This is a genomic window from Phenylobacterium sp. GW823-FHT02A09, from assembly GCF_058797775.1.
The window spans coordinates 347,128-370,579 of the sequence record NZ_JBXAJZ010000002.1 but is presented as its reverse complement, the minus strand read 5'-3'; the positions used below and the strand labels follow the sequence as shown (position 1 = coordinate 370,579).

The 23,452-nt window shown below is 71.2% G+C and carries 20 protein-coding genes and 1 pseudogene; 10 read left to right on the top strand and 11 right to left on the bottom strand.

Features of this window, described 5'->3' with window-relative positions; genetic code table 11:
- Positions 1–76: 76 nt before the first annotated feature.
- Positions 77–5,119, bottom strand: a complete 5,043-nt coding sequence (locus AC1Q87_RS08955) for an alpha-2-macroglobulin family protein (RefSeq protein ID WP_492608614.1) — start codon at positions 5,117–5,119, stop codon at positions 77–79.
- 171 nt (positions 5,120–5,290) lie between these two features.
- Here AC1Q87_RS08955 and AC1Q87_RS08950 point away from each other — a divergent pair, with 171 nt between their 5' ends.
- Positions 5,291–6,721, top strand: a complete 1,431-nt coding sequence (locus tag AC1Q87_RS08950) for a DUF1254 domain-containing protein (protein ID WP_492608613.1) — start codon at positions 5,291–5,293, stop codon at positions 6,719–6,721.
- Positions 6,722–6,760: 39 nt separating this feature from the next.
- Here the strand turns inward: AC1Q87_RS08950 and AC1Q87_RS08945 are convergent, their stop codons facing one another.
- Positions 6,761–8,260 (bottom strand): arylsulfatase, encoded by a 1,500-nt coding sequence (locus AC1Q87_RS08945; RefSeq protein ID WP_492608612.1) that lies wholly within the window; start codon positions 8,258–8,260, stop codon positions 6,761–6,763.
- Positions 8,261–8,459: 199 nt separating this feature from the next.
- Between AC1Q87_RS08945 and AC1Q87_RS08940 the strand changes: the two genes are divergently transcribed.
- Both AC1Q87_RS08940 and AC1Q87_RS08935 read left to right on the top strand, forming a co-directional pair.
- Positions 8,460–9,488: an MBL fold metallo-hydrolase gene (locus AC1Q87_RS08940; protein WP_492608611.1), complete on the top strand. Its 1,029-nt coding sequence runs from the start codon at positions 8,460–8,462 to the stop codon at positions 9,486–9,488.
- Positions 9,489–9,553: 65 nt separating this feature from the next.
- The gene (locus AC1Q87_RS08935; RefSeq protein ID WP_492608610.1) at positions 9,554–10,567 is read left to right on the top strand and encodes a hypothetical protein; all 1,014 of its coding nucleotides are present in this window, start codon (positions 9,554–9,556) and stop codon (positions 10,565–10,567) included.
- Here the strand turns inward: AC1Q87_RS08935 and AC1Q87_RS08930 are convergent.
- The 3 genes from AC1Q87_RS08930 to AC1Q87_RS08920 all read right to left on the bottom strand — a co-directional run bounded on the left by AC1Q87_RS08930 (position 10,564) and on the right by AC1Q87_RS08920 (position 12,089).
- Positions 10,564–11,067 (bottom strand): GNAT family N-acetyltransferase, encoded by a 504-nt coding sequence (locus AC1Q87_RS08930; protein WP_492608609.1) that lies wholly within the window; start codon positions 11,065–11,067, stop codon positions 10,564–10,566. The genes AC1Q87_RS08935 and AC1Q87_RS08930 overlap by 4 nt on opposite strands.
- Positions 11,064–11,378, bottom strand: a complete 315-nt coding sequence (locus AC1Q87_RS08925; protein WP_492608608.1) for a MazG nucleotide pyrophosphohydrolase domain-containing protein — start codon at positions 11,376–11,378, stop codon at positions 11,064–11,066. The genes AC1Q87_RS08930 and AC1Q87_RS08925 overlap by 4 nt, the downstream gene beginning before the upstream one ends.
- Positions 11,379–11,663: 285 nt before the next feature.
- A complete protein-coding gene (locus AC1Q87_RS08920; RefSeq protein ID WP_492608607.1) occupies positions 11,664–12,089 on the bottom strand; it encodes a GNAT family N-acetyltransferase in 426 nt (141 codons plus the stop codon).
- A gap of 111 nt (positions 12,090–12,200) precedes the next feature.
- On the opposite strand from AC1Q87_RS08920, the gene AC1Q87_RS08915 reads away from it, so the two are divergent.
- Positions 12,201–12,932 (top strand): CPBP family intramembrane glutamic endopeptidase, encoded by a 732-nt coding sequence (locus AC1Q87_RS08915; protein WP_492608606.1) that lies wholly within the window; start codon positions 12,201–12,203, stop codon positions 12,930–12,932.
- Between the two features lie 79 nt (positions 12,933–13,011).
- Here the strand turns inward: AC1Q87_RS08915 and AC1Q87_RS08910 are convergent, their stop codons facing one another.
- Complete coding sequence (locus tag AC1Q87_RS08910; protein ID WP_492608605.1) at positions 13,012–13,989, bottom strand: NAD(P)H-dependent flavin oxidoreductase; 978 nt, start codon at positions 13,987–13,989, stop codon at positions 13,012–13,014.
- A gap of 230 nt (positions 13,990–14,219) precedes the next feature.
- On the opposite strand from AC1Q87_RS08910, the gene AC1Q87_RS08905 reads away from it, so the two are divergent.
- The gene (locus AC1Q87_RS08905; protein ID WP_492608604.1) at positions 14,220–15,092 is read left to right on the top strand and encodes a crotonase/enoyl-CoA hydratase family protein; all 873 of its coding nucleotides are present in this window, start codon (positions 14,220–14,222) and stop codon (positions 15,090–15,092) included.
- A 12-nt stretch (positions 15,093–15,104) separates the two neighbouring features.
- Here the strand turns inward: AC1Q87_RS08905 and AC1Q87_RS08900 are convergent, their stop codons facing one another.
- Positions 15,105–15,329: a hypothetical protein gene (locus AC1Q87_RS08900; RefSeq protein WP_492608603.1), complete on the bottom strand. Its 225-nt coding sequence runs from the start codon at positions 15,327–15,329 to the stop codon at positions 15,105–15,107.
- A 72-nt stretch (positions 15,330–15,401) separates the two neighbouring features.
- Between AC1Q87_RS08900 and AC1Q87_RS08895 the strand changes: the two are divergent.
- A pseudogene (locus AC1Q87_RS08895) lies at positions 15,402–15,770 on the top strand (2,4'-dihydroxyacetophenone dioxygenase family protein); the annotation flags it as partial.
- Here the strand turns inward: AC1Q87_RS08895 and AC1Q87_RS08890 are convergent.
- Entirely contained in the window at positions 15,767–16,153 is a 387-nt protein-coding gene (locus AC1Q87_RS08890; protein WP_492608602.1) for a winged helix-turn-helix transcriptional regulator, read from the bottom strand. The pseudogene AC1Q87_RS08895 and the gene AC1Q87_RS08890 sit on opposite strands and share 4 nt — an antisense overlap.
- Before the next feature lie 105 nt (positions 16,154–16,258).
- On the opposite strand from AC1Q87_RS08890, the gene AC1Q87_RS08885 reads away from it, so the two are divergent.
- Both AC1Q87_RS08885 and AC1Q87_RS08880 read left to right on the top strand, forming a co-directional pair.
- Positions 16,259–17,278, top strand: a complete 1,020-nt coding sequence (locus AC1Q87_RS08885) for a zinc-dependent alcohol dehydrogenase family protein (protein WP_492608601.1) — start codon at positions 16,259–16,261, stop codon at positions 17,276–17,278.
- Positions 17,279–17,295: 17 nt separating this feature from the next.
- Positions 17,296–17,961 (top strand): HAD hydrolase-like protein, encoded by a 666-nt coding sequence (locus AC1Q87_RS08880; protein WP_492608600.1) that lies wholly within the window; start codon positions 17,296–17,298, stop codon positions 17,959–17,961.
- Here the strand turns inward: AC1Q87_RS08880 and AC1Q87_RS08875 are convergent.
- Positions 17,951–18,655 carry a DUF899 family protein gene (locus AC1Q87_RS08875; RefSeq protein WP_492608599.1) on the bottom strand — a complete coding sequence of 235 codons (705 nt, stop codon included), beginning with the start codon at positions 18,653–18,655 and terminating at the stop codon, positions 17,951–17,953. The genes AC1Q87_RS08880 and AC1Q87_RS08875 overlap by 11 nt on opposite strands.
- A 184-nt stretch (positions 18,656–18,839) precedes the next feature.
- On the opposite strand from AC1Q87_RS08875, the gene AC1Q87_RS08870 reads away from it, so the two are divergent.
- Positions 18,840–20,255, top strand: coding sequence for an amidase (locus tag AC1Q87_RS08870; RefSeq protein WP_492608598.1), 1,416 nt, complete (start codon positions 18,840–18,842; stop codon positions 20,253–20,255).
- On the opposite strand, the gene gst is transcribed toward AC1Q87_RS08870, so the two are convergent.
- A complete protein-coding gene (gst, locus tag AC1Q87_RS08865; RefSeq protein ID WP_492608597.1) occupies positions 20,252–20,953 on the bottom strand; it encodes a glutathione transferase, Atu5508 family in 702 nt (233 codons plus the stop codon). The genes AC1Q87_RS08870 and gst overlap by 4 nt on opposite strands.
- Before the next feature lie 136 nt (positions 20,954–21,089).
- On the opposite strand from gst, the gene AC1Q87_RS08860 reads away from it, so the two are divergent.
- Positions 21,090–21,677, top strand: coding sequence for a hypothetical protein (locus AC1Q87_RS08860; protein ID WP_492608596.1), 588 nt, complete (start codon positions 21,090–21,092; stop codon positions 21,675–21,677).
- Positions 21,678–21,684: 7 nt separating this feature from the next.
- Here the strand turns inward: AC1Q87_RS08860 and AC1Q87_RS08855 are convergent, their stop codons facing one another.
- Positions 21,685–23,388, bottom strand: coding sequence for an HAD family hydrolase (locus tag AC1Q87_RS08855; RefSeq protein WP_492608595.1), 1,704 nt, complete (start codon positions 23,386–23,388; stop codon positions 21,685–21,687).
- Positions 23,389–23,452 lie beyond the last annotated feature (64 nt).

Genomic DNA, 23,452 nt, shown 5'->3' with positions numbered 1-23,452 from the left:
GAAGAGCGGTCCCCCTCCGTTTCGGCGCGACGCGCCGATCCACCTCCCCCAAGGGGGGAGGAACTGGCCTCCGTACTCATGGCCCCGGCGCGATCACCGTGCGGCTGGCGCCGGTGCGCGCGTTCAGGCTTGGACGGTACATGTCCTTGGCCTGCGCCCCCGGCAGCAGGAAGTCGCCCGGCGTCACCGCCCGCGCCACATAGGCGAAGGTGAAGCCGCCCTTGCCGGCCAGGTCCATGGCCGCGACATAGCGGTCGTCGCGGGCTTCCTGGACGTCGGCGCTGGAGAGCTCGCCCAGGAACTTGAACGGTCCGCTCTGCGCATCGTCCGGTCCCAGCACGGTCTCGATCTCGAAGCCGGCCGGCAGCGGGTCGTCGACCACCAGGGACATCGACCGGCTCTGGCCCGAGCGGCCCGACACCACCACGATCACCCGTTCACCCTGGGTCAGGGCCGCGGGATCGACGGCCCCGCCGGTGAACCCGACCAGACGCTTGGAGAGGCTGATGCCGTTGTCCTCGGCAGGCGGCGGGGCGACCGGCGTGCCGGTCACCGTCACCGTGCGCCATAGCGCGCCCTTGCCGGCGTTGACGAAGCGGGCCTCGGCCAGCTTGCCGACCGCCCAGCGCGGAGCCCCGCCGACCGCGGTCAGCGGCTGGGCCCCTTCGGCGTCGATGCGGATCGCCCCGGCCGCCTTCAGCATCCAGTGCGCCGCCTGCAGCAGACGCGCCTGCTCCTGGGTGTTGAGGCTGTCCGGATCCTTGACCGCGTTCTCCAGCCGCTTCTGCAGCCCGCGCGCCAGGTCGGTCTCGCCGGCCTCGTAGGCCAGGGCCGTGACGGCGGCGATGTCGCGCAGCGGGCTCTGGTACCAGTCGGCCTCGTCGCGATAACCGAGCGCGGCGATCGCCTGGCGGAAGGACGAGCGCGCCCGGGCCTTGTCGCCCATCATCGCCAGCCCCGCGCCGACCTGCGCCTTGGCCAGCGGCGAAGCCTCGCTCTTCATCTGCACGTCGTGCCACCAGCGCAGCCGCGCCAGGTCGCCGCGACCGCCCTTGGCCAGCACGTAGAGCGCATAGGCCGAGGCCCGGCTGCGCATCCGTTCGGTCGCCTTCTTCGAGGCGTCCGATCCGCCGGCCCACCAGTCCGGATACTCCATCCGGTAGGAGACCGAGGCCCAGCCCTCCGGCCGCGAGACCTGGCGCATGGCGCTGAGCGCCCGGTCGATCGCCTCGTGCGGCACCGGCGTCCCGGCCTTCTGCGCTTCGAGCAGGAAGTCGGTGACATAGGCGCCCAGCCAGGGATCGGCCTCGCCGTCGCCGACCCGCCAGAGCCCGAAGGCGCCGTCCAGGGTCTGGCGGTCCAGCAGCCGCCCGACCGCCCCGGCCAGGGCCACCGACGAGCGCTTGAGCTTCGGGTCGCTGGCGATCTCCGCCGCATAGATCAGCGGATAGGCGGCCGACACCGTCTGCTCGGTGCAGCCATAGGGATAGCGCGACAGCGCGTTCGCGATCGGCGCGGGGTCGAAGCCGCGGAACGGCGAGTAGCTGACGTGCAGGGTCACGTCCCCGGCCGCCAGGCCCGCGAGCAGGCTGGAGGCCGGCGTGAACGCCGCCCCCGGCTGCTGCAGCTCATAGGTCGTGCGGGTGATCGGGCTCCAGCCCAGCCGCGTCTGGATCGGATAGTCCTTGGCGGTCGAGAAGCCGGGGCCTGAGACCTTGAAGCCCACCTGGCCGATGCCGGCCCGGCCCGGCGCGCTGAACGGGATCTTCTCAGCCACGCGTTGGCCGAGCGCCAGTTGGAACGCCTTCTTGAACGGCGCCAGCACCCCGCCGCCGCTGGTCAGCTCGGCGATGTACGAGCCGACCTTGCCCTCGATGTTGTGCAGCTGCAGCGTCGCGAACGCCTTGTCGCCCGGCGCCAGGAAGCGGGGCAGGGCGAGGTCGGCGACCACCGCCTCGCGCACGGTCAGCGGCTTGCTGGCCGAGCCCACCGCGGTGTCGGTCCAGGCCACCGCCATCAGCCGCAGCTCGCCGTTGAACTGGGCGGCCGGCAGCTTGATCGTCGCCTTGCCGTCCAGCCCGGTCTCGACCACGCCAGACCACAGGGCGACGGTCTTGATCGGCGTCACCGACAGGCCCTCGCCGCCGATGCCGTCGGCGCCGAAGTTGACGTTGGCCGGGGCGCCCAGGTTCGGGTCGAGCAGCCGTCCGTAGTCGTCGCGATAGTCGAGCGTCAGCGCCCGCTTGCCGAAGTACCACTTCACCGGATCGGGGCTCTGGAACTTGGTCAGCTGCAGGATGCCCTCGTCGACCGCCGCCAGCGTGACCCTGGCGCGGCCGGCGAACCCGGCGCCCTTGATGGTGATCGGGACCTCGACCAGCGCCTTGGAGTCGATCTTGGCCGGGGTGTTGAGCTCGACCGTGAGCTTCCGGTCCTTCGGGTCCAGCGGCACATAGACCAGGCCCAGCGCCCGCCGCGGCTTGGGCGAGGCGACCGGGTCGCGCGGCTGCACCACGCTGACCAGCACATAGGCCCCACCGCCCCAGGCGGCGCTGGTCTTCAAGCGAACCGTCGCCCCGTCCTTGCCGACGGTGACGGTCTTCAGGTCGATCAGCCGGTCGGTGGCCACGGCGATCTGGGCCTCGCCGGCATAGGGCGGCTTCAGGGTGATCTCGACGGTGTCGCCTTGCGCATAGGGCTTGGCCCCGGCGCTGACCCGCACGAAGTCGGGCGCCTCGACGTCCTTGGCCGGCGCGCCCCAGCCCGAGGCGAAGCGGATGACGCTCTTGGCGCCGGCCGGTCCGGTCATCTCCAGCCGATAGTCGCCCCAGCCCAGCCGGCGGCTGATCCGCGTCGGCTGGCCGGCGGCGAGGTTCACATTTGCCTTGGCCACGACCACGTCGCGGCTGGTCCGCCGCCACTGCCAGCGGCCGTCCTGCTGGAACCAGTCATAGTCCCAGTTCTCCGAGATCAGGGTGTAGCTCGTCCCCGGCGCGGCGATCCGCTGGCCGGCCGCGTTCACCGCGATCAGGTCGATCAGCATGGTCGGATCGCCCGAACCGCTGGAATCGCCCTGGTCGATCTTGGCGCCCAGATAGACGGCCTTGGTCCGCACCTTCAGGTCCAGGCCCTCGCGCACCGGGCGCCCGCCCGGCTCGAAGACGCTGGCGGTGAAGGCGGCGGTCAGCGGCTGCGGCGTGTCGCCGGCCTCTTCCGAGGACAGCGCCAGCACCGCGCGGCCGGCGCCGTCGGTGACGGTCTGGCCGACCTCCAGGAACTTCTCGGCGAACGGCTCGCGCTGGTCGCCCCACTGATAGCCCCCGAAGGCCGGGAACGGGTTGGGGTCGACGCGCAGCCGCGCCTCGCCCTGGGTCTGCAGGCCCGCGCCCGCCGCGCCGTAGAGGAAGCGGGCGGTGACGTCGATGTTGCGGGTCTCGCCGGCCTTCAGCGGCACGGCCTCCTGGCCGACGGCGGTCACCGCCAGCCGCTGCGGCGCGAAGTCCTCGACCTGGAACGACAGCTCGCCGGCCGGCTTGTCCAGCCCGTCGATCTCCAGCTTGGCGGTCCAGCGGCCGCGCGGCGCGCTCTTCGGCAGCTCGATGTCGACCGGCACGGCGCCCAGCGGCGCCTTGTCGAACGGATAGCGCTTGTATTCCACGCCCGAGGGGCGGCGGACGACGACCGCGCCCTTGCGGTCCTTGACCGCCTTGGCCTCGCGGTCGCGCAGCAGGGCGTTCAGGTGCACGGTCTCGCCGGGGCGATAGATGCCGCGGTCGGCGTAGAGATAGCCGTCGATGGCGGTCTGGGCCGTGCGGCCGGAGACGCCGCTGTCCTCGGTGCGTCCGCCGATCCCCTGCTTGGACAGGTCCACCGGCGCGCGGTCGAGGTCCAGCACCGCCAGGTCGCCCTGCGCGCCATAGGCCATGACCATCTTGGCGTCGGCCGCGCCTTCGCCGTCCAGCAGCGGGCGGTCGAAGCGCACGCGGCCCTGCGCGTCGCTCTGCGCCACGGCCAGGTCCTCGCCGTTGCGCGCCACCAGCGTGACCCGCACGTTCGGCATTACCTTGGCGGTCTTCAGCGAGCGGACCACCACGTCCAGCGCTTCGGACCCGTCATAGGCCGACAGCGCCATGTCGGTGAACACCACCCAGCGCCGCGCCTGGGCCGGCGGGTTCGGGTCGTAGTCGTCGTCGGAATTCTCGCCCTTGATCGAGCGGCCGCCCGAGGCGTCGCGCACCTTGATCACATAGGCGCCGGGCTTCATCTCCTTCAGCACCGCGCCCAGCGGGAACACCGTCGTCACCCGCTCGCCGGCGCCCTGCGTGGTCACCGGCAGCTCGCCCTTCCAGACCACCCGGCCCTCGTCGTCGGGGCTGTCCGAGCCGTAGTCGCTCGGCCACTCGCCTTCGGCGGTGGGGTCGGGCGCGCTGATCGACTTGCGCACCAGGTTGCGGTCGACGACCCGCCAGACCTCGACCGACAGCCGGCTGACATTGACGGTCTCGATGCCGACGCCGTCGGAATCCTCGCGCGGCAGGATCACGCCCTCGCCGGCGAAGCCGACGAACGGCGGCCTCTCACCAAAGGTAAAATCGACGTCGGCGTTGGCCGCCAGGGTCTCGCCGCCCTTCGACGGCAGCCCTTTCAGCAGCGTCACGCGGCGGTCGGCGAAGCCAGTCCCGCCGATGCACAGCTCCGAGCCCTTCACGGTGACCGCCGGCGCGCCGCCGATGTCGGGCGAGACCAGCACGAAGTCGGCATACGACTTGGCCGGGTCCAGCGGCCGGGTCAGCTCGATGCAGGCGGCCGGCTGGTTGCCCGAGGTGTCGATCCGGTGGCGCCAGACGGCGAAACCTTCCGGCTTGGGAATGCCGCGGCGTGCGGCCTTGGCGTCGCGGGGTTTTCCGAACAGCGACCAGCCCTGCGCGCCCGGCGCGACCTGAGTCTCCTCCGACGGCTTGCCGAACCAGTCGACGCCCTTGGCCGACAGCACCCCGCCGCCGAACGCCGCGATCACCAGGCCCGCCGCCAACAGCCCCGGCATCTTGCTGGCGCGCAGTTTCTGCATCCACCCTTGCGGTTTCGGCGCGTCTTGTCCGGGCGTCTGGTCGCTCGCCATCGGTCTCTCTCAAGCTGGACAGAATGTCGCAGCGATGGGACGCGAAAGCCTCCGCGGCGTCAATCACGGGTAGGTATCGCTCCCCAGCCGCGTTCTCGGGGTTCGGCCCGATTTTCCGGCTGCACCCGGCCCCTAGGCTCCTGCTCCCAGTCCCCTCCGAGGAGCGCTCCCATGGCCGACGATCTCAATCCCGCCGCCGCCCACCACTGGCTCGGCAGCGAAACCCTCAGGACGCGCGAGGGCGAGTTCCCGTTCAAGAACGGCTACCCGACGCGCGAGGCCGCCTCCCGCCTGCGCGAACGGCTGGTCTTCAACCGCGCGGTCGAGGCGTACCTGGTCCAGATGCACGGGGTGTCCTGGTTCCATGTCTGGAAGGGCGTCGCTGAGGCCGGGACCGGCGTTCCCAACCAGCTGGTGCTCTGGGAACAGCTGATGGACGGCGAGACCATCCTGCTCACCGGCAATACCGAGACCGTCTACGGCCTTGTCGCCATCGACCTGAAGCGCGACGGCGCGGTGGTCATCGAGGCGCCGCCGGGCCTGCTCGGCGGGGTCAGCGACCTCTGGCAGACCGAGATCTTCGGTATCGGCCCGACCGGCGCCGACAAGGGCCAGGGCGGCAAGCTGCTGCTCCTGCCGCCCGATCATCAGGGGGCCGCGCCCGACGGCTACATCGCCGCGGTCGCTTCGACCTACAGCGTGGTGTTTGGCGTCCGCGGCTTCCAGGTCGACGGCAAGCCGGACAAGGCGGCCGAACTGATCCGCAAGGCCAAGGTCTATCCGCTGTCACAGGCCGCGTCCCCGCCGGCCCTCACGGTCTTCAACGGCTCGCGCCGCCGGGTCGACACCCTGTTCTCGGACGACGGTTCGTTCTTCGACGACCTGGCCTGGATGATCGAGCGCGAACCCCAGGACGTTATCCCCAGCCATGAGCGCTTCCAGCTGGCCGCCATCGGCATCGAGAAGGGCAAGCCCTTCCAGCCCGATCCCGCCCGCCGCGCCCTGCTCGACGAGGCCGCGCGTCAGGGCGGCGCCATCGCCCGCGCCAACAGCTTCGACAGCCAGGACGAGGCGCGCCTGGTCTATCCGGACCGGGTGTGGGAGTGGGCCTTCCTGGGCGGCAGCGCCGCCTGGGACAGCCAGGGCTACGTCAACACCGATCGCCGGGCCAGTTTCGCCTACATCGCCATCGGCATGTCCCCGGCCATGGTCGACAAGCACATCGGCCTCGGCTCGCAGTACCTTTGGACCCCGCGCGACGCCGACGGCGACTTCCTGGACGGCGCCCGCGCCTACCGGCTGCACGTGCCGGCGAACCTGCCGGCCAAGAACTTCTGGTCGGTGGTGGCCTACGACGCCGACAGCCGCTCGATCCTGCGCAACAGCCAGCCGTTCCCCTCGGTCAGCACCTACACCGACCCGGACATCAACGCCGACGGATCGATCGACATCTGGTTCGGGCCCAAGGCTCCGGTCGGCCAGCAGAAGAACTGGATCGAGACCGTCCCGAACAAGGGCTGGTTCACGCTCTTCCGCTTCTACGGCCCGCTCGAACCGTTCTTCGACAAGAGCTGGAAGCCGGGCGACATCGAGAAGGTCTAGGCGGCAGGCCGGCGCGCAGCGCGCGCCGGCCGCCGTTGGTCAGTTCTGGTTCGGGCTGGCGGTGGCGATCTTCTCCATCGCGTCGCTGACCGTGAAGCTCGCCGCCTTGGCCCGCGGCGGGAACTCCTTGAAGGTCTCCAGCAGCTTGGCGACGATCGCCTGCGCCGGCACCATGAGGAACATGCGCCGGGCGACGAAGTCGGCGTAGTTGATGCTTTCAGGGCCCCGCTCGAACGGGTCGGAGCGGATGTTGTACATCATCGGCGCCCGCAGGCTGGTGAACGCACCCTGCCAGACGCCCAGCGGCGTGTGCGGGCTGATCTCCGTGTTCTGGGTCATGAACGCGATCTTCCAGTGCTTGACGCGCACCGCCATCAGGTCGCCGTCGTCGCTCCAGTAGGCGAAGCCCTGCCGCGGCCATTCCTTGGCCTCGCCCTTGAAGGCGGGGATCAGGTTGTTGCCGTCCAGGTGCACCTTGAAGGACTTGTCGCCGACCTTGCCGCCCTTCTTGAGACGCTCGACGACATCGGCGTCGCCCGCCGCCGCGGCGAAGGTGGCCAGGAAGTCTTCGTGCGCGCAGATCTCGTTGATCACGCTGCCGGGCTTGATCGTCCCGGGCCAGCGGATGGCGCAAGGAACGCGAAAGCCGCCTTCCCAGTTGGTCGCCTTCTCGCCCTTGAACGGCGTGGTGCCGCCGTCCGGCCAGGTGAAGCACTCGGCCCCGTTGTCGGTGGTGTAGACGACGATGGTGTCGTCGCCGACGCCCAGCTCGTCGACCAGGGCCAGCAGCTCGCCGACATGGCCGTCGTGCTCGACCATGCCGTCCGGATAGGTGCCCAGGCCGGTCTTACCCTTCGACTCCGCCTTCAGGTGGGTGAAGATGTGCATGCGGGTCGAGTTGAAGTAGCAGAACCAGGGGCCGCCCTCCTTGTTCTTGCGCTGGATGAAGTCCTTGGCGGCGCCGAGGAACTCCTCGTCCACCGTCTCCATGCGCTTGGTGTCCATCGGCCCGGTGTTCTCGATGCTCTGGCCGCCCTTGCCGTCGGCCTTGCACTTCAGCACGCCGCGCGGGCCGAACTTCTTTCGGAACTCGGGATCCTTCGGATAGTCCTCGTTCTCCGGCTCCTCCTCGGCGTTCAGGTGGTAGAGGTTGCCGAAGAACTCGTCGAACCCGTGCATGGTCGGCAGGTGTTCGTCGCGGTCGCCCAGGTGGTTCTTGCCGAACTGGCCGGTGGCGTAGCCTTGGGCCTTCAGGACTTGGGCGATGCAGGGGTCTTCGGCCGTCAGGCCGAGCGCCGCGCCCGGCAGCCCGACCTTGGTCAGGCCGGTGCGGATCGGCGACTGGCCGGTCAGGAATGCGGCGCGCCCGGCCGTGCAGCTCTGCTGCGCGTACCAGTCGGTGAACAGCGCGCCTTCCTGGGCGATGCGGTCGATGTTGGGCGTGCGATAGCCCATGGTTCCAAGGTTGTAGGCGCTGACATTGTACCAGCCGATGTCGTCGCCCATGATAAACAGGATATTGGGTTTGCCCTTCGGCATCGCGCGCTCCCTGATGTTGTTCGGGGGCGCTGGACACGTCTCCCCGCAGGGCCGCAGCCTCCGCCCGAGCGGCGCCGTGCGCCATCGGGCCGCCCCCTGCGGCGGCCTCGGGTGAAAGCCCCAGATCTAACGGCGTTCGGCTTGCGCCCCGCCGCGGTTGGCGCGACTGTCCGCCGCGCGACGAACAGGGGCCGATGCGATGATCTTCGAGCAGATACCGACCGGCGGCTGCCAGTCCTACCTGGTGGGCTGCGAGGCGACCCGCGCCGCGGCGCTCATCGATCCGGAGTTCAGCCAGATCGACCGCTATGTCGGCCTCGCCGGCCAGCTTGGCCTGCACATCCGCTACATCGTCGACACCCACACCCACGCCGACCACTTCTCGGCCAGCCGCGAGCTGCAGAAGCTCCTGAAGGCGCCGGTGGTGATGAACCGCCTCAGCCCGGCGCCCTACGCCGACCTGCGGCTCGACGACGGCGATATGCTGATCGTCGGCGAGCTGCGCATCCAGGCCCTGCACACCCCCGGCCACACCCGCGATTCCATGTGCCTGGTGATGGCCGACCGGGTGTTCACCGGCGACACCCTGCTGATCGGCGGCACCGGCCGGACCGACCTGCCGACCGGCGACCCCCACGCCCTCCATGAGAGCCTGTTCGACAAGCTGCTCAAGCTGCCGCGCGAGACGCTGGTGTTCCCGGCCCACGACTACAAGGGCCGCACCCACTCGACGATCGGCGACGAGATCGACGCCAATCCTCGCTTGCAAAAGACCGACCGCGCCGAGTTCGTGGCGATGATGCAGAACCTCGACCTCTCGGCCCCGACCCACCTGACCGAGGCCCTGCGCACCAATATGAGCGGCGGCAAGACCGTCGCCCAGCTGCTGGCCGAGGCCTCGGCGAAAGTGCCGTTCATGTCGCTGGCCGAGCTGCACGGCCGCATCGGCGGCAACAGCGGCGACATCGTCATCCTCGACCTGCGCGAGAAGGACGCCTTCGACGCCGGCCACATCCCCGGCGCGCGCCATCTGCCGCGCGGCCAGCTGGAGCTGCGGGTCAATTCCGAGCTGCCCGACCCGACGGTCCGCATCCTGGCCTGCTGCGAGTTCGGCAAGATCTCGACCCTGGCAGCCGCCACCCTGCGCGAACTCGGCTTCACCCGCGCCGTCGCCCTCGACGGCGGCCTCAAGGCCTGGCGCGACGCCGGCTACGACATGGAAAGCTGAGCGCTGCAATTAGAGGCTGAGTAACGCGCGCCTGCTAGCGTGCTTCCGAACTGGGGGAGCACGCCATGCAAGTGCTGACGGGACTGATCGGCAAGGACGTCACCGCCGACGACGTGCGCGCGGTCCGCGCGGCGATCTATCCGGACATGCAGATCTCGCCCGACGAGGCCGAACTGCTGTTCCATGTCAACGACGCCGCGCCCCGGACCTGCCCCGAATGGCGCATGCTGTTCGTCGAGGCGCTGACCGACTACCTGGTCCGCCAGCAGGCCCCGGCCGGCTATGTCGACGAGGCCCAGGCTCGCTGGCTCACCGCCCGCATCGCCCAAGACGGGCGCCTGCGCAGCGCCACCGAACTCGAACTTCTGGTCCGCATCCTCGAGACCGCCGTCCAGGCTCCGCCGGCGCTGTCCGCCCTGGCGCTGCATTCGGTCGCCGACTTCGCCCTGACCACCGAGCGACGGGCCGGCCAAGGGCCGACCCTGACCGCTGAGGAAGTCGCGTTGGTGTCGCGCGTGGTCTACGCCTTCGCCGGCGACGGCGAGCCGGCCATGGCCTCGCGGGCCGAGGCCGAGGTGATGTTCGACCTCAACGACGCGGCCCGCGGCCGCCCGAACGACCCGGCCTGGGCTGAGCTGTTCGCCAAGGCGGTCGGCGGCGCGCTGCTCGCCGCCTCGGGCTATCGCCCGCCCGACCGCCAGACCGCCGCCCGCTACGACGCCTGGCTGCGCACCCCGACCGAGGGCGTCGGGTCTCTGCTCGCCGAAGCCTTCCGCCTGTTCTTCACCGATCCGATGGCAGGCTTCCGGGCGGCGGGGGAGCCGGACGTCCGCGACGTCCGCAACCAGGAAGCCGCCGCGGCCGCCGCCGTCGCCGAGCGCATCACCGACGAGGAAGCCGCCTGGCTGGTCGGCCGCATCGGCCGCGACGGGCAGTTCGACGACAACGAAGCGGCGCTGCTGCGTTTCGTCGCCGACCGCGCCGCCAATCCGCACCCGGCGCTGGCCCCGCTGCTGGCCCAGGCCGCGCCGGTTGCGCCGAAGGCGGCCCCGACGTTCGGGCGCCGCGGCGCCGCCTAGCGCGCGGAAAACCGCAGCACCGGGCCGTTCCACTCGGGGCTGGCGATGTCCAGTTCATCGACCGGACCGGCCGCGCAGGCGCCCGCCACCTTGCGCCAGAAGGCCAGCGCCCCGGTGTTGGTCCGCGCCACCGCGATCTCCCAGCCGCCCGGCTCGTCGGCGATCAGCGCCTGCGCCGCCGCCTGCCCGGCCCCCTGGCCGCGGTGTTTGCGGACCACGAAGAACTCCGCCATCGAGCGCCGCGCGGGCAGGCCCGAGTGGGCCTCGTCGTTGATCAGCGCGAACCCGGCCGGCGCCTCGCCCGCCTTCAGCAACCAGGCCGACCAGCCGGGACGCGCGAAGTACGGCTCCAGCGGATAGTCCGTGAACCGACCATCCGCCCCCAGCTCGCCGCGCGCGCTCCCCGCCCAGAACTCCGAGAAGTCGTGGGTGTAGAGCTGGAAAAGGTTCTGCAGCAGGGCCGCGTCGCCAGCTCGCGCGCGGGTGATCGCCAGGCTCATGGGCGCGCCGCCCGCGGGGCGAGCCCGGCCTCCAGGTCGTCCATCGTCGTCGCGAACGCCGCCGCCAGATCGATCTCGTACATCCGCGCCAGGGTCATCACGCTCCACAGGCAGTCGGCCAGTTCGTGCGCCAGCTTGGCCCGCGCGTCCGGGATCGCCCGTACGCCTTCGGCCGCCTGCACCAGCTTCATCAGGTCGCCGACGTCGCCGACGAAGCCCAGCGCCACCTCCTCGCGGCTCCAGGCCCGGCCGTGCCGCTGGGTCTCGGCCTGCGCATAGAGTTCGCGCACGCGCCAGGCGCGGTCGGACATCGATTCAAATTTAGGCATCCGGAGCCTTCGTGAGTTACATTGTATTCGTGGCCATGACGTTCGTCGTGGCGCTTTTGAATACTATAATTGAAGACTTTATTTGAGGAATTTCATGAATACCATTCGCCTTCCCGGCATCTCGGGGCCTCTCGCGGATCAAGTCCGCGCCCGCATCACGACTTTGACCGCAGGCGGTGTCACGTTCGACAACCTCCCAGGCGGGGACATTCTGGTCAGCTCTCCTCAGGATCAGAACATCGCCGTCGCGCGCTTGGCCTGGGAGTACTAGCCCCGCCGCATGGTCAGGATCGGGAACGGCCGGCCCTCGCTGTCGCGGTCGGCGCGGCCAGTCACTGCAAATCCCAGTCGCTCGTAGAAGGCGACGGCACCGGGGTTCTGCTCGTTCACCCCCAGCCAGGTGGCGCCACGCGCCTGGGCGTGGGCCATCAACGCCCGTCCGATCCCGCCGCGATGCGCGGCCGGATCGACGAACAGGCTGACGATCTCCTCGGCGTCTAGGCCCACGAACCCCGCCGGCCGCCCATCGCGTTCGGCGGTCCAAAGCTCCGCGTCGCTGGCCAGATAGCCGCGCACCTGCGCTTCGATGGCGTCGACGTCGGCGGCCGTCAGGAAGTGATGCGTCGCCTCCACCGCCGCTCGCCAGATCGCGAGCAGGGCAGGGGCGTCGGCGAGGGTGGCGCGTCGGATCATCGCTCGCAGATAGGCCGCCTGGCCCCTCCGGCCAAGCCTCGTCGAACGTCCTGCTTGACGCCCGGCGGGCGATTGGACGGGATGTTCGGCATTCGACTCGTGGAGGCCCCGATGGCCGACGTTCCGATCGCCGCCGCTCGACGCTCGCCCCGCCGCGCGGCGTGGCTCGACGTCGCCGCGATCCTGGTCGTCGCCGCGGCGATGCTCGCCCTGCCGGCGCCGGACGCCGGCGGCGCGGTGGTCGCGCAGCTGATGGTGCCGCTGCGGATGCTGTTGCTGGTGGCGGCCGCGACCCTGCTGCTGCGTCGGCGGGGCCTGGCCTGGACCGATATCGGTCTGCGCCGCACCGGCTCCTGGGGGCGGACGCTGCTCCTGGTCGGCGGCGGCTATCTGGCCCTGGCGCTCTGCGCGGGGCTGCTGATGGCCTTCGTGCTGCCGGCGCTCGGTCAGCCGGCCCAGGCCTCGGCCGCCGCCTTCGCCTCGATCGAGGGGCAGCTGTGGAAGTACCTCTCCTGGCTGGCCATCGCCTGGACCTCGGCGGCGATCGGCGAGGAGCTGATCTTCCGCGGCTTCCTGCAGTCACGGCTGGAGGCGGGGTTCGGACCGGGGCGCGCCGGCGTCGTCCTGGCCCTGCTGGTCCAGGCCGCCGTCTTCGGCTTCGCTCATGGCTACCAGGGAATCGGCGGGGTGCTGCTGACCGCCGCCGCCGGGCTGGTGCTGGGCGGCGTGCGGCTGGCCGCGCGGGGCGGGCTGATCCCGTCGATGCTGCTGCACGGCCTCATCGACACCGTCAGCCTGACCGCGGTCTATCTCGGCGCGCTCAGCCTCGCGCAGGGCGTCTGAATTCGCGTCCCCCCCAAGATGCTCCCCCGCTGGGGGAGCTCCCGGCGCAGCCGGGTGAGGGGGACTTGCGACTCCGTCCTTACGCGTCCAGCAGCCCGACCAGCCGGCCGCGGATGATCTGCTCGGCCTCGGCCATGGTGCGCTCGATCAGCTCCTGCACGCTCGGCACGTCGTGGATCAGGCCCGCGACCATGCCGCACGACCAGCCGCCGGCATCCATGTCGCCGTCGCGCAGGATGCGCGGATAGACGCCGGCCACCTCGGCGGCGATGTCGGCGAAGGTGACCTTGTCGCCCAGCTCCTTTTCCTTCTCCAGCAGCCGCTCGACCCCGGCGTTGACCAGCACCCGCTCGGTGTTGCGCAGCGGGCGCATGATCAGGCGGGTGTCCAGTTCGCTGGCCGCGACCAGGGCGTCCTTCACGTTCTGGTGGACCGGGGCTTCCTTGGTGGCGATGAACCGGGTGCCCATGTTCATGCCGTCCGCGCCCATGGCCAGGGCCGCGACCAGCGAGCGGCCGTCCGCCATCCCGCCCGAGGCCAGGAACGGCACCTTCAGCTCCTCGCCGGCCCGCGGCAGCAGGATGAAGTTCGGCACGTCGTCCTCGCCGGGGTGGCCGCCGCACTCGAAGCCGTCGACGCTGACCGCGTCGCAGCCGATCGCCTCGGCCTTCAGCGCGTGGCGCACCGAGGTGCATTTGTGGATCACCACGATGCCGGCTTCCTTCAGCATCGGCAGCCACTTGGCCGGGTTGTTGCCGGCCGTCTCGACGACCTTCACGCCGCTCTCGATGATCACCTTCACGAAGCCCGGATAGTCGGGCGGCGTCACCGCCGGCAGGAACGTCAAGTTCACCCCGAACGGCTTGTCGGTCATCGCCCGGCAGCGCTCGATCTCGGCCTTCAGGTTCTCCGGCGTGCCCTGGGTCAGGCCGGTGATGATCCCCAGCCCCCCGGCGTTCGACACCGCCGCCGCCATCTCGGCGAAGCCGACGAAGTGCATGCCGCCCTGGACGATCGGATGCTCGATGCCGAGCATTTCGGTGATGCGGGTCTTCATGATGCGTTCCCTTGTTCGCGAGGCGCGTCGTGGCGCGCGTCTTCGCAGCCTGCATCGCCCATCGGCCGGAGGCGCGCAACGCCGGAAGCGCGGCTCACATTCCGTTTCGGTCCACCAGGTCGGACCGCTGAGGGCGCGAGCGGGTGTCGGGCGCGCGCCCCGCTGTCCGCTGGACGCCGCCCCGCCGCTGTGCTCACTCACCGGCGCAAACACGAAGGGGAGAGACCGCCATGACCTACAACACCCTGCTCTGGGAGGTCGAAGACCGCGTCCTCACCCTGACGCTCAACCGCCCCGACCAGCTCAATTCCTTCACCGTCGAGATGGCCCACGAGCTGATCGCCGCCTTCGAGCGCGCCAGCGAGGACGACGGCGTCGGCGCGATCGTCGTCACCGGCGCCGGCCGCGCCTTCTGCGCCGGCATGGACCTGTCGGCGGACGGCAACGTCTTCGGTCTCGACGAGAGCCTGACCCCGAGCATGGCCGACATGCGCGATCGCCTGGAGGACCCGGCCATCGTCGCGGGCGTGCGCGACACCGGCGGGCGCGTCACCCTGGCGATCTTCAACTGCAAGAAGCCGGTGATCGCCGCGATCAACGGCGCGGCGGTCGGCATCGGCGCGACCATGACCCTGGCCATGGACATCCGCATGGTCTCGGAAAAGGCCCGCATCGGGTTCGTGTTCGGCAAGCTCGGCATCGTGCCGGAAGCCTGCTCCAGCTGGTTCCTGCCGCGCCTGGTCGGTCCGCAGCAGGCGCTGGAATGGGTGCTGTCGGCCGACATCTTCGACGCCGCCGAGGCCCAGCGCGGCGGTCTCGCCCGCTCGGTCCATTCGCCCGAGACCCTGGTCGCCGAGGCGCAAGGGCTGGCCCGCAAGTTCATCGCCGGCCGCTCGCCCGTCGCCGTCGCCCTGGCCCGCCAGATGCTGCTGCGCAACGCCGCCCAGCCGCATCCGCTGGAGGCCCACCGCGTCGACTCCCTGGCGATGTTCTACGCCAGCATCGGCGACGGCAAGGAAGGCGTCGCCGCCTTCCTCGAGAAGCGCGAGCCGCAGTTCACCGGCCGGGCCTCGCAGATGCCGCCCTTCTATCCTTGGGAATAGATCGCTGCGGCTTCAGCCCAGGCGCACCGGCGCCTGGGGCACGGTCGTCCAGAAGTCGGGGTCGTGGCCGTACATGATCCGCGCGCCGCGGGCCTGCATTTCGCGCAGCCGCTGGAACACCGCCAGCGCCGCCTCGCGGTCGGCGATCACGCCGGGCGTATGCATCGTCTCCAGCGAGGTTCCGATGTCCACGCCGCAGGTCACCACGCACCAGGAACGGCTGCTGACGGTCAACATTAACGACGCCCCGCCGCCCTCGATGGACGGGGTGTCCCTGACCCCGCTGTTCCTCGACCGCGAGAACGGGGCGTCTGGGTGCTGTACGGCAAGTTCGCGCCCGGCACGGTGCTGCCGACCCACTTCCACACCGGGACCGTCCACTTCTTCACCACCAAGGGCCAGTGGAACTACCGCGAGTATCCCGACGACCCGCAGACCGCCGGCAGCTACCTCTACGAACCGGGCGGCTCGATCCACACCTTCACGGTGCCGGCCGACGCGGCCGAGGCCGCCGAAGGCTTCATGGTCGTCAACGGCGCCAATGTGAACTTCGTCGACGGCGTCTATCAGGACATCACCGACGCCGGCTCGCTGGAGGAGATGTTCAAGACCATCGCCCAGGCGACCGGCGTTCGGCTCAACTACATCTCCCCGGGCGCGGCGGCCCGCCGGACCTAGGCGGCGCTCTCGGCGGGGGCGGCCCGCGCCGCCTGCCGCAGCTGGGCCCAGTCGAGCAGGGCCAGGAAGACCGGCCCGATCGCGCGGCCGGTCTCCGACAGCTCGTAGTCGACCCGCGGCGGCACCTGGGCGTGGACGGTGCGGGTGACCACGCCGTCCTCTTCCAGCGCCCGCAGCTGCTGGATCAGCATCTTCTGCGAGGCCTGCGGGATCGCCCGCCGCAGCTCCGAGAACCGCATCAGCTCCTCGCCGTACAGATGCGCGACGATCAGCATCTTCCAGCGCCCCTCGAGCACCGCGATGGCCTCTTCGACATCGTCCACGCAGGCGATCTTGGGAACCTTGCGCGCCGCCAGGCGAGGGTCGGGGGCCTCGGCGGCCATGGTTACCTCCAGGTGCCTAAGTCACGAAATCGTCTGTTCTTGCCAGAAACGCAGCAGCTTGCCTAGATCGGCGCCCAGGCGCCTCCGCGCCGCCGGAGGTCCCGCATGCTCGCCTACCGCTTCGATGATCCGAACAGCCTGGAAGCCCTGCGCGCCCGCGACGAGCCGACGCCCGAGCCGCAGCGCGGCGAGGTGCTGGTCAAGGTCCGCGCCGTCTCGCTCAACTACCGCGACATCGCCCTGATCCTCGGCCGCTACGTCTGGGACGGTCTGCCGGGTCTGGTCCCCTGCAGCGACGCGGCTGGCGAGATCGTGGCCGTGGGCGAGGGGGTGAGCGGCTTCTCGCCCGGCGACCGGGTGATCAGCACCTTCCATCCGCGCTGGTTCGGCGGCCGCCCGCCGGCCGGCGCGTCCATGCAGACCTACGGCAACGGCGTCGACGGCTGGCTCGCCGAGTACAAGGTCGTCTCCCAGGAGGCGGTCGTGCCGCTGCCGGCCGAGATCTCCTTCGAGGAGGGCGCGACCCTGCCCTGCGCGGCGACCACCGCCTGGACGGCGCTGTCGGGCGCCACGCCGGTGCGCGCCGGCTCCACCGTCCTGACCCTCGGCTCGGGCGGCGTCTCGATCTTCGCCCTGCAGTTGGCCAAGGCCATGGGCGCCCGCGTCGTCGCGACCACCTCCAGCCCGGCCAAGGGCGAGCGCCTGCGCGCGCTCGGCGCCGACGAGGTGGTCAACTATGTCGAAACCCCCGAGTGGGGCCGCCACGTGCGCAAGGTCGTCACCGGCGGGGCCGGCGTCGACTGCATCGTCGAGGTCGGCGGTCCGGCCACGCTCAGCCAGTCGCTGCGCGCCGTCCGCCCGTTCGGCGACATCGCCCTGATCGGCTTCCTCAGCGAAGATAACCCCGGCATCGACTACTTCCTGCTCAAGGGCAGCAACGCGGTGCTGCGCTCGATCGCGGTCGGCGATCGCGCCGCCCTGGAGGACACGGTCCGCGCCTGGACCGGCGCCGGCCTGAAGCCGGTCATCGACCAGGTGTTCGGCTTCGACGAGGCCCGCGCCGCCTTCGCGCACCTCCAGGCCGCCCGCCATGTCGGCAAGGTGGTGATTTCGGTGAACGGCTGATCCCGCTAGGCTGGGCCATGGCCGCCCAACCGACAGTCCTGCTCGACCTCGACGGCGCCCTGGTGGATTCGCTGCCGGGCATCGCCGCCAGTTGCCGCGCCGCGCTCGCCGCGCTCGGTCACGTCCCGGCGCCTGACCTCGACATCGCCGCCCTGATCGGCCCGCCGATCGAAGACATCATGCACGTGCTGCTGGCGCCGTTCGGCGACGACCGCATCGACGAGGCCGTCGTCGCCTATCGCGACGACTACGGTGCGCGCGGCCTGCTCGCCAGCCATCCCTATCCGGGGATCCCCGAGGTCCTCGACGCCATGCGCGCAGCCGGCGCCCAGCTGATCCTGGCGACCTCCAAGCGTCGGGCGTTCGCCGAGCGCATCCTCGACCACACCGGCCTGGCGCCGCGCTTCGCCGCCATCCACGGGTCCGAGCCCGGCGGCGCGCTCGACCACAAGCCCGAGCTCATCGCCCACATCCTCGCCCGCCACGGCCTCGACCCGGCCGCCTGCGTGATGGTCGGCGACCGTCGCTACGACATCTCCGGGGCCCACGCCAACGGCGTGCGCGCCCTCGGCGTGCTCTGGGGCTACGGCTCGCGCGAGGAGCTCGAGGCCGCCGGCGCCGACGACCTGGTCGGCGATCCCGAAGACCTCGCGGCCGCCGCCCTGGCCCTGCTCAATAGCTGAGCTTCGGGTACCAGTCGGTTCCGCGGCCCTCCGGCGTCAGGTCGAGGATCGACCACAGCGCCGCCACGTCCGGCGCGTCGCGCGGGTCCTGGCCGGGGTCGGCCATCTCCAGGGTCATCTCGCTCGCCCAGAACAGCCGCACCTGGTCGCCATCGCGCCGGAACACCACCAGCGCCGGGTTCTCGCTGCCGTCCGGGTTCAGCAGTCCGAGATCGCGCGCATAGTCGTCGCCGAGCGTCTGCACGAACTCCAGCCCGCGCCAGCCGCGTTCCTTCGCGAAGGCCGTCTGCCGCTCCACCGGGCTGCGGCCGAAGATCTTCAGCGCCACGCGCTGGCCGATGTCGGCGGCGTTGCCGGCCACCGCGCCCAGCCAGTTGGTGCACATCGGGCAGGGGCGCTCGCGCTGCGGCCCGTACATCCAGAAGTACGAGACCAGCGTGTCCTTGTCGCCGAACAGGTCGGCCAGCCCGACCTCCGCCCCGGACGCGTCCTTGAAGCGGTAGTCGGCCTCGATCACCGGCCCGTCGGGCAGGGCGCGTCGCTGCTCCACCAGCCGCGTCATGTGCCGGCGAAACTCGATCTCCTGCGCCAGCAGCGCCCGGCGCGCCTCGCGATAGGCCGCGCTCTCCCCCGGGAACGGCGTGCGTCCCTCGGCGGCGAGCTGGGCGGCGGGAACCAGTGTCTGAGCAACCATCGACGGTCTCCTCTCATGGCGCGGCCGAGCGGCCGCTCCCCAAGGACGTCCCACGCCCCCGAACGCCGACAACCCCCCGCAGACGGCGCAAGTTCCGGCCGCATGTTGAGCGTCTCAATCAAGCTTGGCTGTCGCGACGTGAGCGTGTTCAGAAGGCGGCCACGCGACGCTGGAGAGGTCGAAGGTGAAGCAAGCGGACTATCTGGCGCATGACGCCGTCGGCCTGGCCGACCTGATCGCCCGCCGCGAGGTCAGCGCCGCCGAGGTGCTGGAGGCGGCGGTCAGCCGGCTCGAAGCGGTCAATCCCGCCATCAACGCCGTGATCTACACCGACCTCGCCGCCGCGCGCGCCGAGGCCGAACGCCCGCGCGAGGGGCCGCTCGCGGGGGCGCCGTTCCTGGTCAAGGACTACGCCGCCCATGTGACCGGCTGGCCGACCTCGGCCGGATCGCGGCTCTACCAGCACGAGGTCGCCGCCGCCGACGCCCCGATCGTCGCCGCCTATCGCCGGGCCGGCTTGGTGATCTTCGGCAAGACCAACCTGCCGGAACTGGGCCTCGACGCCACGACCGAGCCCGACCTGCACGGCCCGACCCGCAATCCGTGGGACGTGGCGCGCACGGCCGGCGGATCCTCGGGCGGGTCGGCCGCGGCGGTCGCCGCCGGCATCGTGCCCGCCGCCCACGCCAGCGACGCCGGCGGCTCGATCCGCATTCCGGCCTCCTGCTGCGGGCTGTTCGGGCTCAAGCCCTCGCGCGGCCGGGTGTCGTTCGCGCCGGTCAGCGACGGCCTCGCCGGCTTCGACGCTCAGCACGCGGTCACCCGTACCGTCCGCGACTCCGCGGCCCTGCTCGACGCCGTCTGCGCTCCGCAGCTCGGCGATCCCTATTGCGCCCCGCCGCAGGAGCGTCCGTTCCTGGATGAGTGCCGCCGCGATCCCGGCGTCCTGCGCGTCGGCTTCACGACCGAGGCTTTCGAAGCCGGCGCGATCTCCGCGGAGTGCCGCCAGGCGGTGGCCGCGACCGTCGAACTGCTGGCGGGGCTCGGCCATGAGGTCGAGGTGTTCTCCATGCCGGCCGGGCTCGACGCCGCTGTGGCCGCCTCCAGCGCTGTCCTCGCCGGTCACATCGCCGCCGATCTCGACGACCGCGCGCAGCAGCTTGGCCGCCCGATCGTCGAGGCCGACGTGGAGCCGCTGACCTTCGCCCGCTATCAGCACGCCAAGGGCTACAGCGCCTCGGACTATGTGCGTGCCTTGCGCATCGTCCACGGCTACGGCCGCGCCGTCGCAGGCCTGTTCAGCCGGTTCGATGTCGTCCTGACCTCGACGCTGGGCTCGCCGCCGGTCGCGCTCGGCGTGCTGCGCGGCGCCGCTCCGGGCGCGGCCGGCGTCGCCCGCCGGGCCTTCATGCCCAACACGCGGATTTTCAACCTCACCGGCCAGCCGGCGATGAGCGTGCCGTTGGCCTGGACCGACGAAGGACTTCCGGTCGGAGTCCAGTTCGTCGCGGCGATGGGGGACGAGGCGACCCTCTTCCGGCTCGCCGCGCAGCTCGAGCGGGCCGCGCCCTGGGGCGGGCGGAGGCCGAAGCTGGCCTAGCCGCCGAGCACATCGCGCAGCGAGGCCTCGATCTGGCCGCCGCAATAGGCCTCGCCATAAGCCTTCGCCGTACGGGCCGCGAGGTCGGCTTGCGGCGGCAGGGCGGCGATCCGGCGCGACAGGGCGGCGGTCATCGGCGCGGTCTCGTCCAGCAGCGTCTCGATCTCGCCGAAGCGCTCGGCCATCGTCCGCCAGAGGGTCGCGGTCACGATGTCGGCGAGGCCCGGCGCCTCGCCGCCCAGCAGCAGCCCGGCGTCCGCCGTCAGGCCGTGGCGGCGTCCGGTTTCTTCCCAGATCGACATCCACTTCGCCAGCCGGGGGACGAACCCGCGCCAGCGCTCCTCCGTCCACATCAGCCGGCCGCCGTCGAGGGTCAGGTCGTCGATCACGTCGTTGGCGTCGGCGACGACCTTGAGGGTCAGGGCGCGCAGCGCCGGCGAGGCCGGCAGCAGATCCAGGGTCTCGCCGAGATAGAGCAGGATCGCCGGCGTCTGCGCGATCGCGACCCCGGCCTTGCGGTCGATCAGCAGCGGCGGGCCCATGAACGGGACCGGCATGTCGGCGACCGGGCCGTCCATCAGCTCCGCGATCGCCGCGTCGCCCGCCTCGGTCCAGCTCTTGCCGGCCTGGGCCAGCACCGCCCGCACGAACTGGCCGCGAAATGGCACGGACCAGTAGTAGAGGTGATAGTCGGACATCGCGGCGGCTCCAGGCTCCCGCGAACAACGCCGCGGGGCGCCGGTCCGTTCGACGCCGACAGGAGATCATTCAACTTTTGCGGTGATGGTTTGCGCCGTCTCGCCCTATCGGGGAGCGTCCCACGGAGAGTTCGTCTTGATCCGCCGCCTGGCGCTGTCGCTCAGCCTGCTCCCGCTCGCCGCGTGGGCTCACGCCCCGGACGGCGGCGGCCAGCCGGAAATCTATCGCGGGCCGCTGACCGTCGAGGCCAAGATGCGCGATGGCGCGAGCCGGATCTACCGTTCCGAGGGGACGCGCAGCCGGGTCACCCTCCATCACGCGACCGGCGGGTCGTTCGACCACGTCGCGGACGGCGTCGCACGCCGGACCTTCACATGGTCCAGCGCCAGACCCGAGGTCGAGGCGCAGCGGATGCGCAAGCCGCCGCTCCGCTTCTGGCTGTGGGTCGAAAACACCGTACCGGGCGAGGCCTGCCACGCCGCCGGCGAGACCGGAACGATCTGGCGCCACACCTCGCCGCCGAACTTCAAGAACCCGCAACCGACAATCACCGCCGCCTGCCTGACCCCCGACGGGGTGATGCTCGCCAAGTATGTCGGCCACCCGCCCGGCGCCTCGCCGATCCTGGAGTGGGAAGCGACCAGCGTCGTGCGCGGGCCGCTGCCCGCCGGCGCCTTCGCTCCGCCGTCCGGCGAACGCGGCGCGGCGTCCGGCCACGACTGAGGGGCCCCTACGTCTTCGCCGGGGCGGTGTAGCGGCGCTCGACCATCTCGCGCATCCGGGCGCGGGTCTCGGCCGGGTCGCGCTCGGCCTGCAGGGCCTTGGCCTCCCGCGCCAGGTCGTCGTCCTTGATCGCGCTGCGGAACCAGCGGGTGTAGTCGCCGCGCTGCAGGTGGTGCAGCCAGGTGGCGTCGTCGACCCCGTCGGCGATCTGCAGGAAGGTCGCCAGGTTCTGGGCCCGCAGGTTCAGCGCCTTCTTGGGCCCCCGGAAGTAGAAGCTCTTGTCCTCGCCCAGTTCGCCTTCGGCGTACTTGCGCACGTGCCGCTTCAGGTCCTGCACCGGCCGGTCGGCCTCGACCCACTGCGGCTTGCCGCCCAGCCGGCTCCAGTAGAGCACCGCCTCGCCCTCGGGCGCCTTCGGGATGCGCGGCGCCGGCGCGTCCAGCGCCTTGCAGAACGCCTTGATCACCTCGCCGGCCTGTGGCCCGACCGCCAGCACGGTGTTCACGCCGGCCAGCGCCGCCGGCGCCACCTGGTCGGGATGGACGGTGACCAGGATCGCGGGGACCGGGGGCAGGGCCGGCGCCTCGTCCGGGCCGGGGGCCTCGACCGGCAGCATGTGGTGCGCCTCGTCGATGACCAGCCAGTGCGGCCGCGCATGGCTGCGCGCCAGTTCGCCGGTCTGGGCCATCAGTTCGCGGAACGCCTTCGGCCGGTCCTCGACCTTGAAGCCCAGCAGGTTGACCACCAGCGGCGGCGCGGCGGGATCGTCGAGGATCCCCATCGCCTCCTGCACTGTCGGCTGGTGGGTGGCGTCGCCCAGCACGACGCCCGGCGTCAGCCCGTCATAGTCGCCCTCGGGATCGACGATCATCAGCTGGAAGCCCTGGGCCGTGAGCTTCTCGATCAGCGCCGTTGCCAGGGTCGACTTGCCGAACCCCGACGATCCGGCGATCAGCACGTCGCCCGCGTCGCTGCGCAGCGACGCCTCCGGGGCGCCGGCCCCGACCAGGATCTGCTTGCGGGCCGCCGCGCTGGCGCTCAGCGGCGAGTCCTCGGCCAGCAGGGCGGCGATCGCCTCGGCGACGCCGGCCCCGTGGTCGGCCTTGGTCACCAGGTCGGCGGTCGCCTTGACGGCGTCCAGCGCATTGGCCACGGCGACCGAACAGCCGCTGGCGGTCAGGAAGGCGTGGTCGTTCTCCGCGTCGCCGATCGCCACCACATTGAGCGGCGAGAGCTTCATCGCGCCCAGCGCCGCGGCCAGGCCGCTGGCCTTGTTGACCCCCGGCGGCAGCACCATCACCGCGCCCTTGTTGAAGATGATCTGCCACTCCAGGCCGAGGTCGCGGATGGTCTCCAGCACCGCCGTCTCGTTCGGCTCCCAGGTGGCGACGATGCCATGGCCGACCGACAGCGGCGCGACCCCGCGCGCCTCCAGCGCGGCGACCAGCTCCGGCGGCGGCGGCGGGGCGACCGGCCGCTCCTCCTGGGTGGCGGGGACGTAGAGCAGCGAGCCGTTCTCGGCCACCACCATGTCGAACAGGTCCAGCCGGTCGAACGTCCGCTGCAGGTCCGGCAGCTCCCGTCCGGTGACCATCAGCAGCTTGATCCCGGCGCCCTTCAGCGTCTCGAGCGCGGCGAGGGTCGGTTTGTCCACCCGCCCGTGGTGGGCGAGCGTCCCGTCATAGTCTGTAGCGAAGGCGATCAGGCGCATGGGGTGATAGCGGGCCGCCGGCCGCTCCGGTTCCGGAGGCCGGCGCTGCTCCGTACCCGTCTGG

Coding starts and splice junctions, on each gene's coding strand:
- AC1Q87_RS08955 (WP_492608614.1), bottom strand. CDS start 5,119: ATGGCGAGCGACCAGACGCCCGGACAAGACGCGCCGAAACCGCAAGGG.
- AC1Q87_RS08950 (WP_492608613.1), top strand. CDS start 5,291: ATGGCCGACGATCTCAATCCCGCCGCCGCCCACCACTGGCTCGGCAGC.
- AC1Q87_RS08945 (WP_492608612.1), bottom strand. CDS start 8,260: ATGCCGAAGGGCAAACCCAATATCCTGTTTATCATGGGCGACGACATC.
- AC1Q87_RS08940 (WP_492608611.1), top strand. CDS start 8,460: ATGATCTTCGAGCAGATACCGACCGGCGGCTGCCAGTCCTACCTGGTG.
- AC1Q87_RS08935 (WP_492608610.1), top strand. CDS start 9,554: ATGCAAGTGCTGACGGGACTGATCGGCAAGGACGTCACCGCCGACGAC.
- AC1Q87_RS08930 (WP_492608609.1), bottom strand. CDS start 11,067: ATGAGCCTGGCGATCACCCGCGCGCGAGCTGGCGACGCGGCCCTGCTG.
- AC1Q87_RS08925 (WP_492608608.1), bottom strand. CDS start 11,378: ATGTCCGACCGCGCCTGGCGCGTGCGCGAACTCTATGCGCAGGCCGAG.
- AC1Q87_RS08920 (WP_492608607.1), bottom strand. CDS start 12,089: ATGATCCGACGCGCCACCCTCGCCGACGCCCCTGCCCTGCTCGCGATC.
- AC1Q87_RS08915 (WP_492608606.1), top strand. CDS start 12,201: ATGGCCGACGTTCCGATCGCCGCCGCTCGACGCTCGCCCCGCCGCGCG.
- AC1Q87_RS08910 (WP_492608605.1), bottom strand. CDS start 13,989: ATGAAGACCCGCATCACCGAAATGCTCGGCATCGAGCATCCGATCGTC.
- AC1Q87_RS08905 (WP_492608604.1), top strand. CDS start 14,220: ATGACCTACAACACCCTGCTCTGGGAGGTCGAAGACCGCGTCCTCACC.
- AC1Q87_RS08900 (WP_492608603.1), bottom strand. CDS start 15,329: ATGTTGACCGTCAGCAGCCGTTCCTGGTGCGTGGTGACCTGCGGCGTG.
- AC1Q87_RS08890 (WP_492608602.1), bottom strand. CDS start 16,153: ATGGCCGCCGAGGCCCCCGACCCTCGCCTGGCGGCGCGCAAGGTTCCC.
- AC1Q87_RS08885 (WP_492608601.1), top strand. CDS start 16,259: ATGCTCGCCTACCGCTTCGATGATCCGAACAGCCTGGAAGCCCTGCGC.
- AC1Q87_RS08880 (WP_492608600.1), top strand. CDS start 17,296: ATGGCCGCCCAACCGACAGTCCTGCTCGACCTCGACGGCGCCCTGGTG.
- AC1Q87_RS08875 (WP_492608599.1), bottom strand. CDS start 18,655: ATGGTTGCTCAGACACTGGTTCCCGCCGCCCAGCTCGCCGCCGAGGGA.
- gst (WP_492608597.1), bottom strand. CDS start 20,953: ATGTCCGACTATCACCTCTACTACTGGTCCGTGCCATTTCGCGGCCAG.
- AC1Q87_RS08855 (WP_492608595.1), bottom strand. CDS start 23,388: ATGCGCCTGATCGCCTTCGCTACAGACTATGACGGGACGCTCGCCCAC.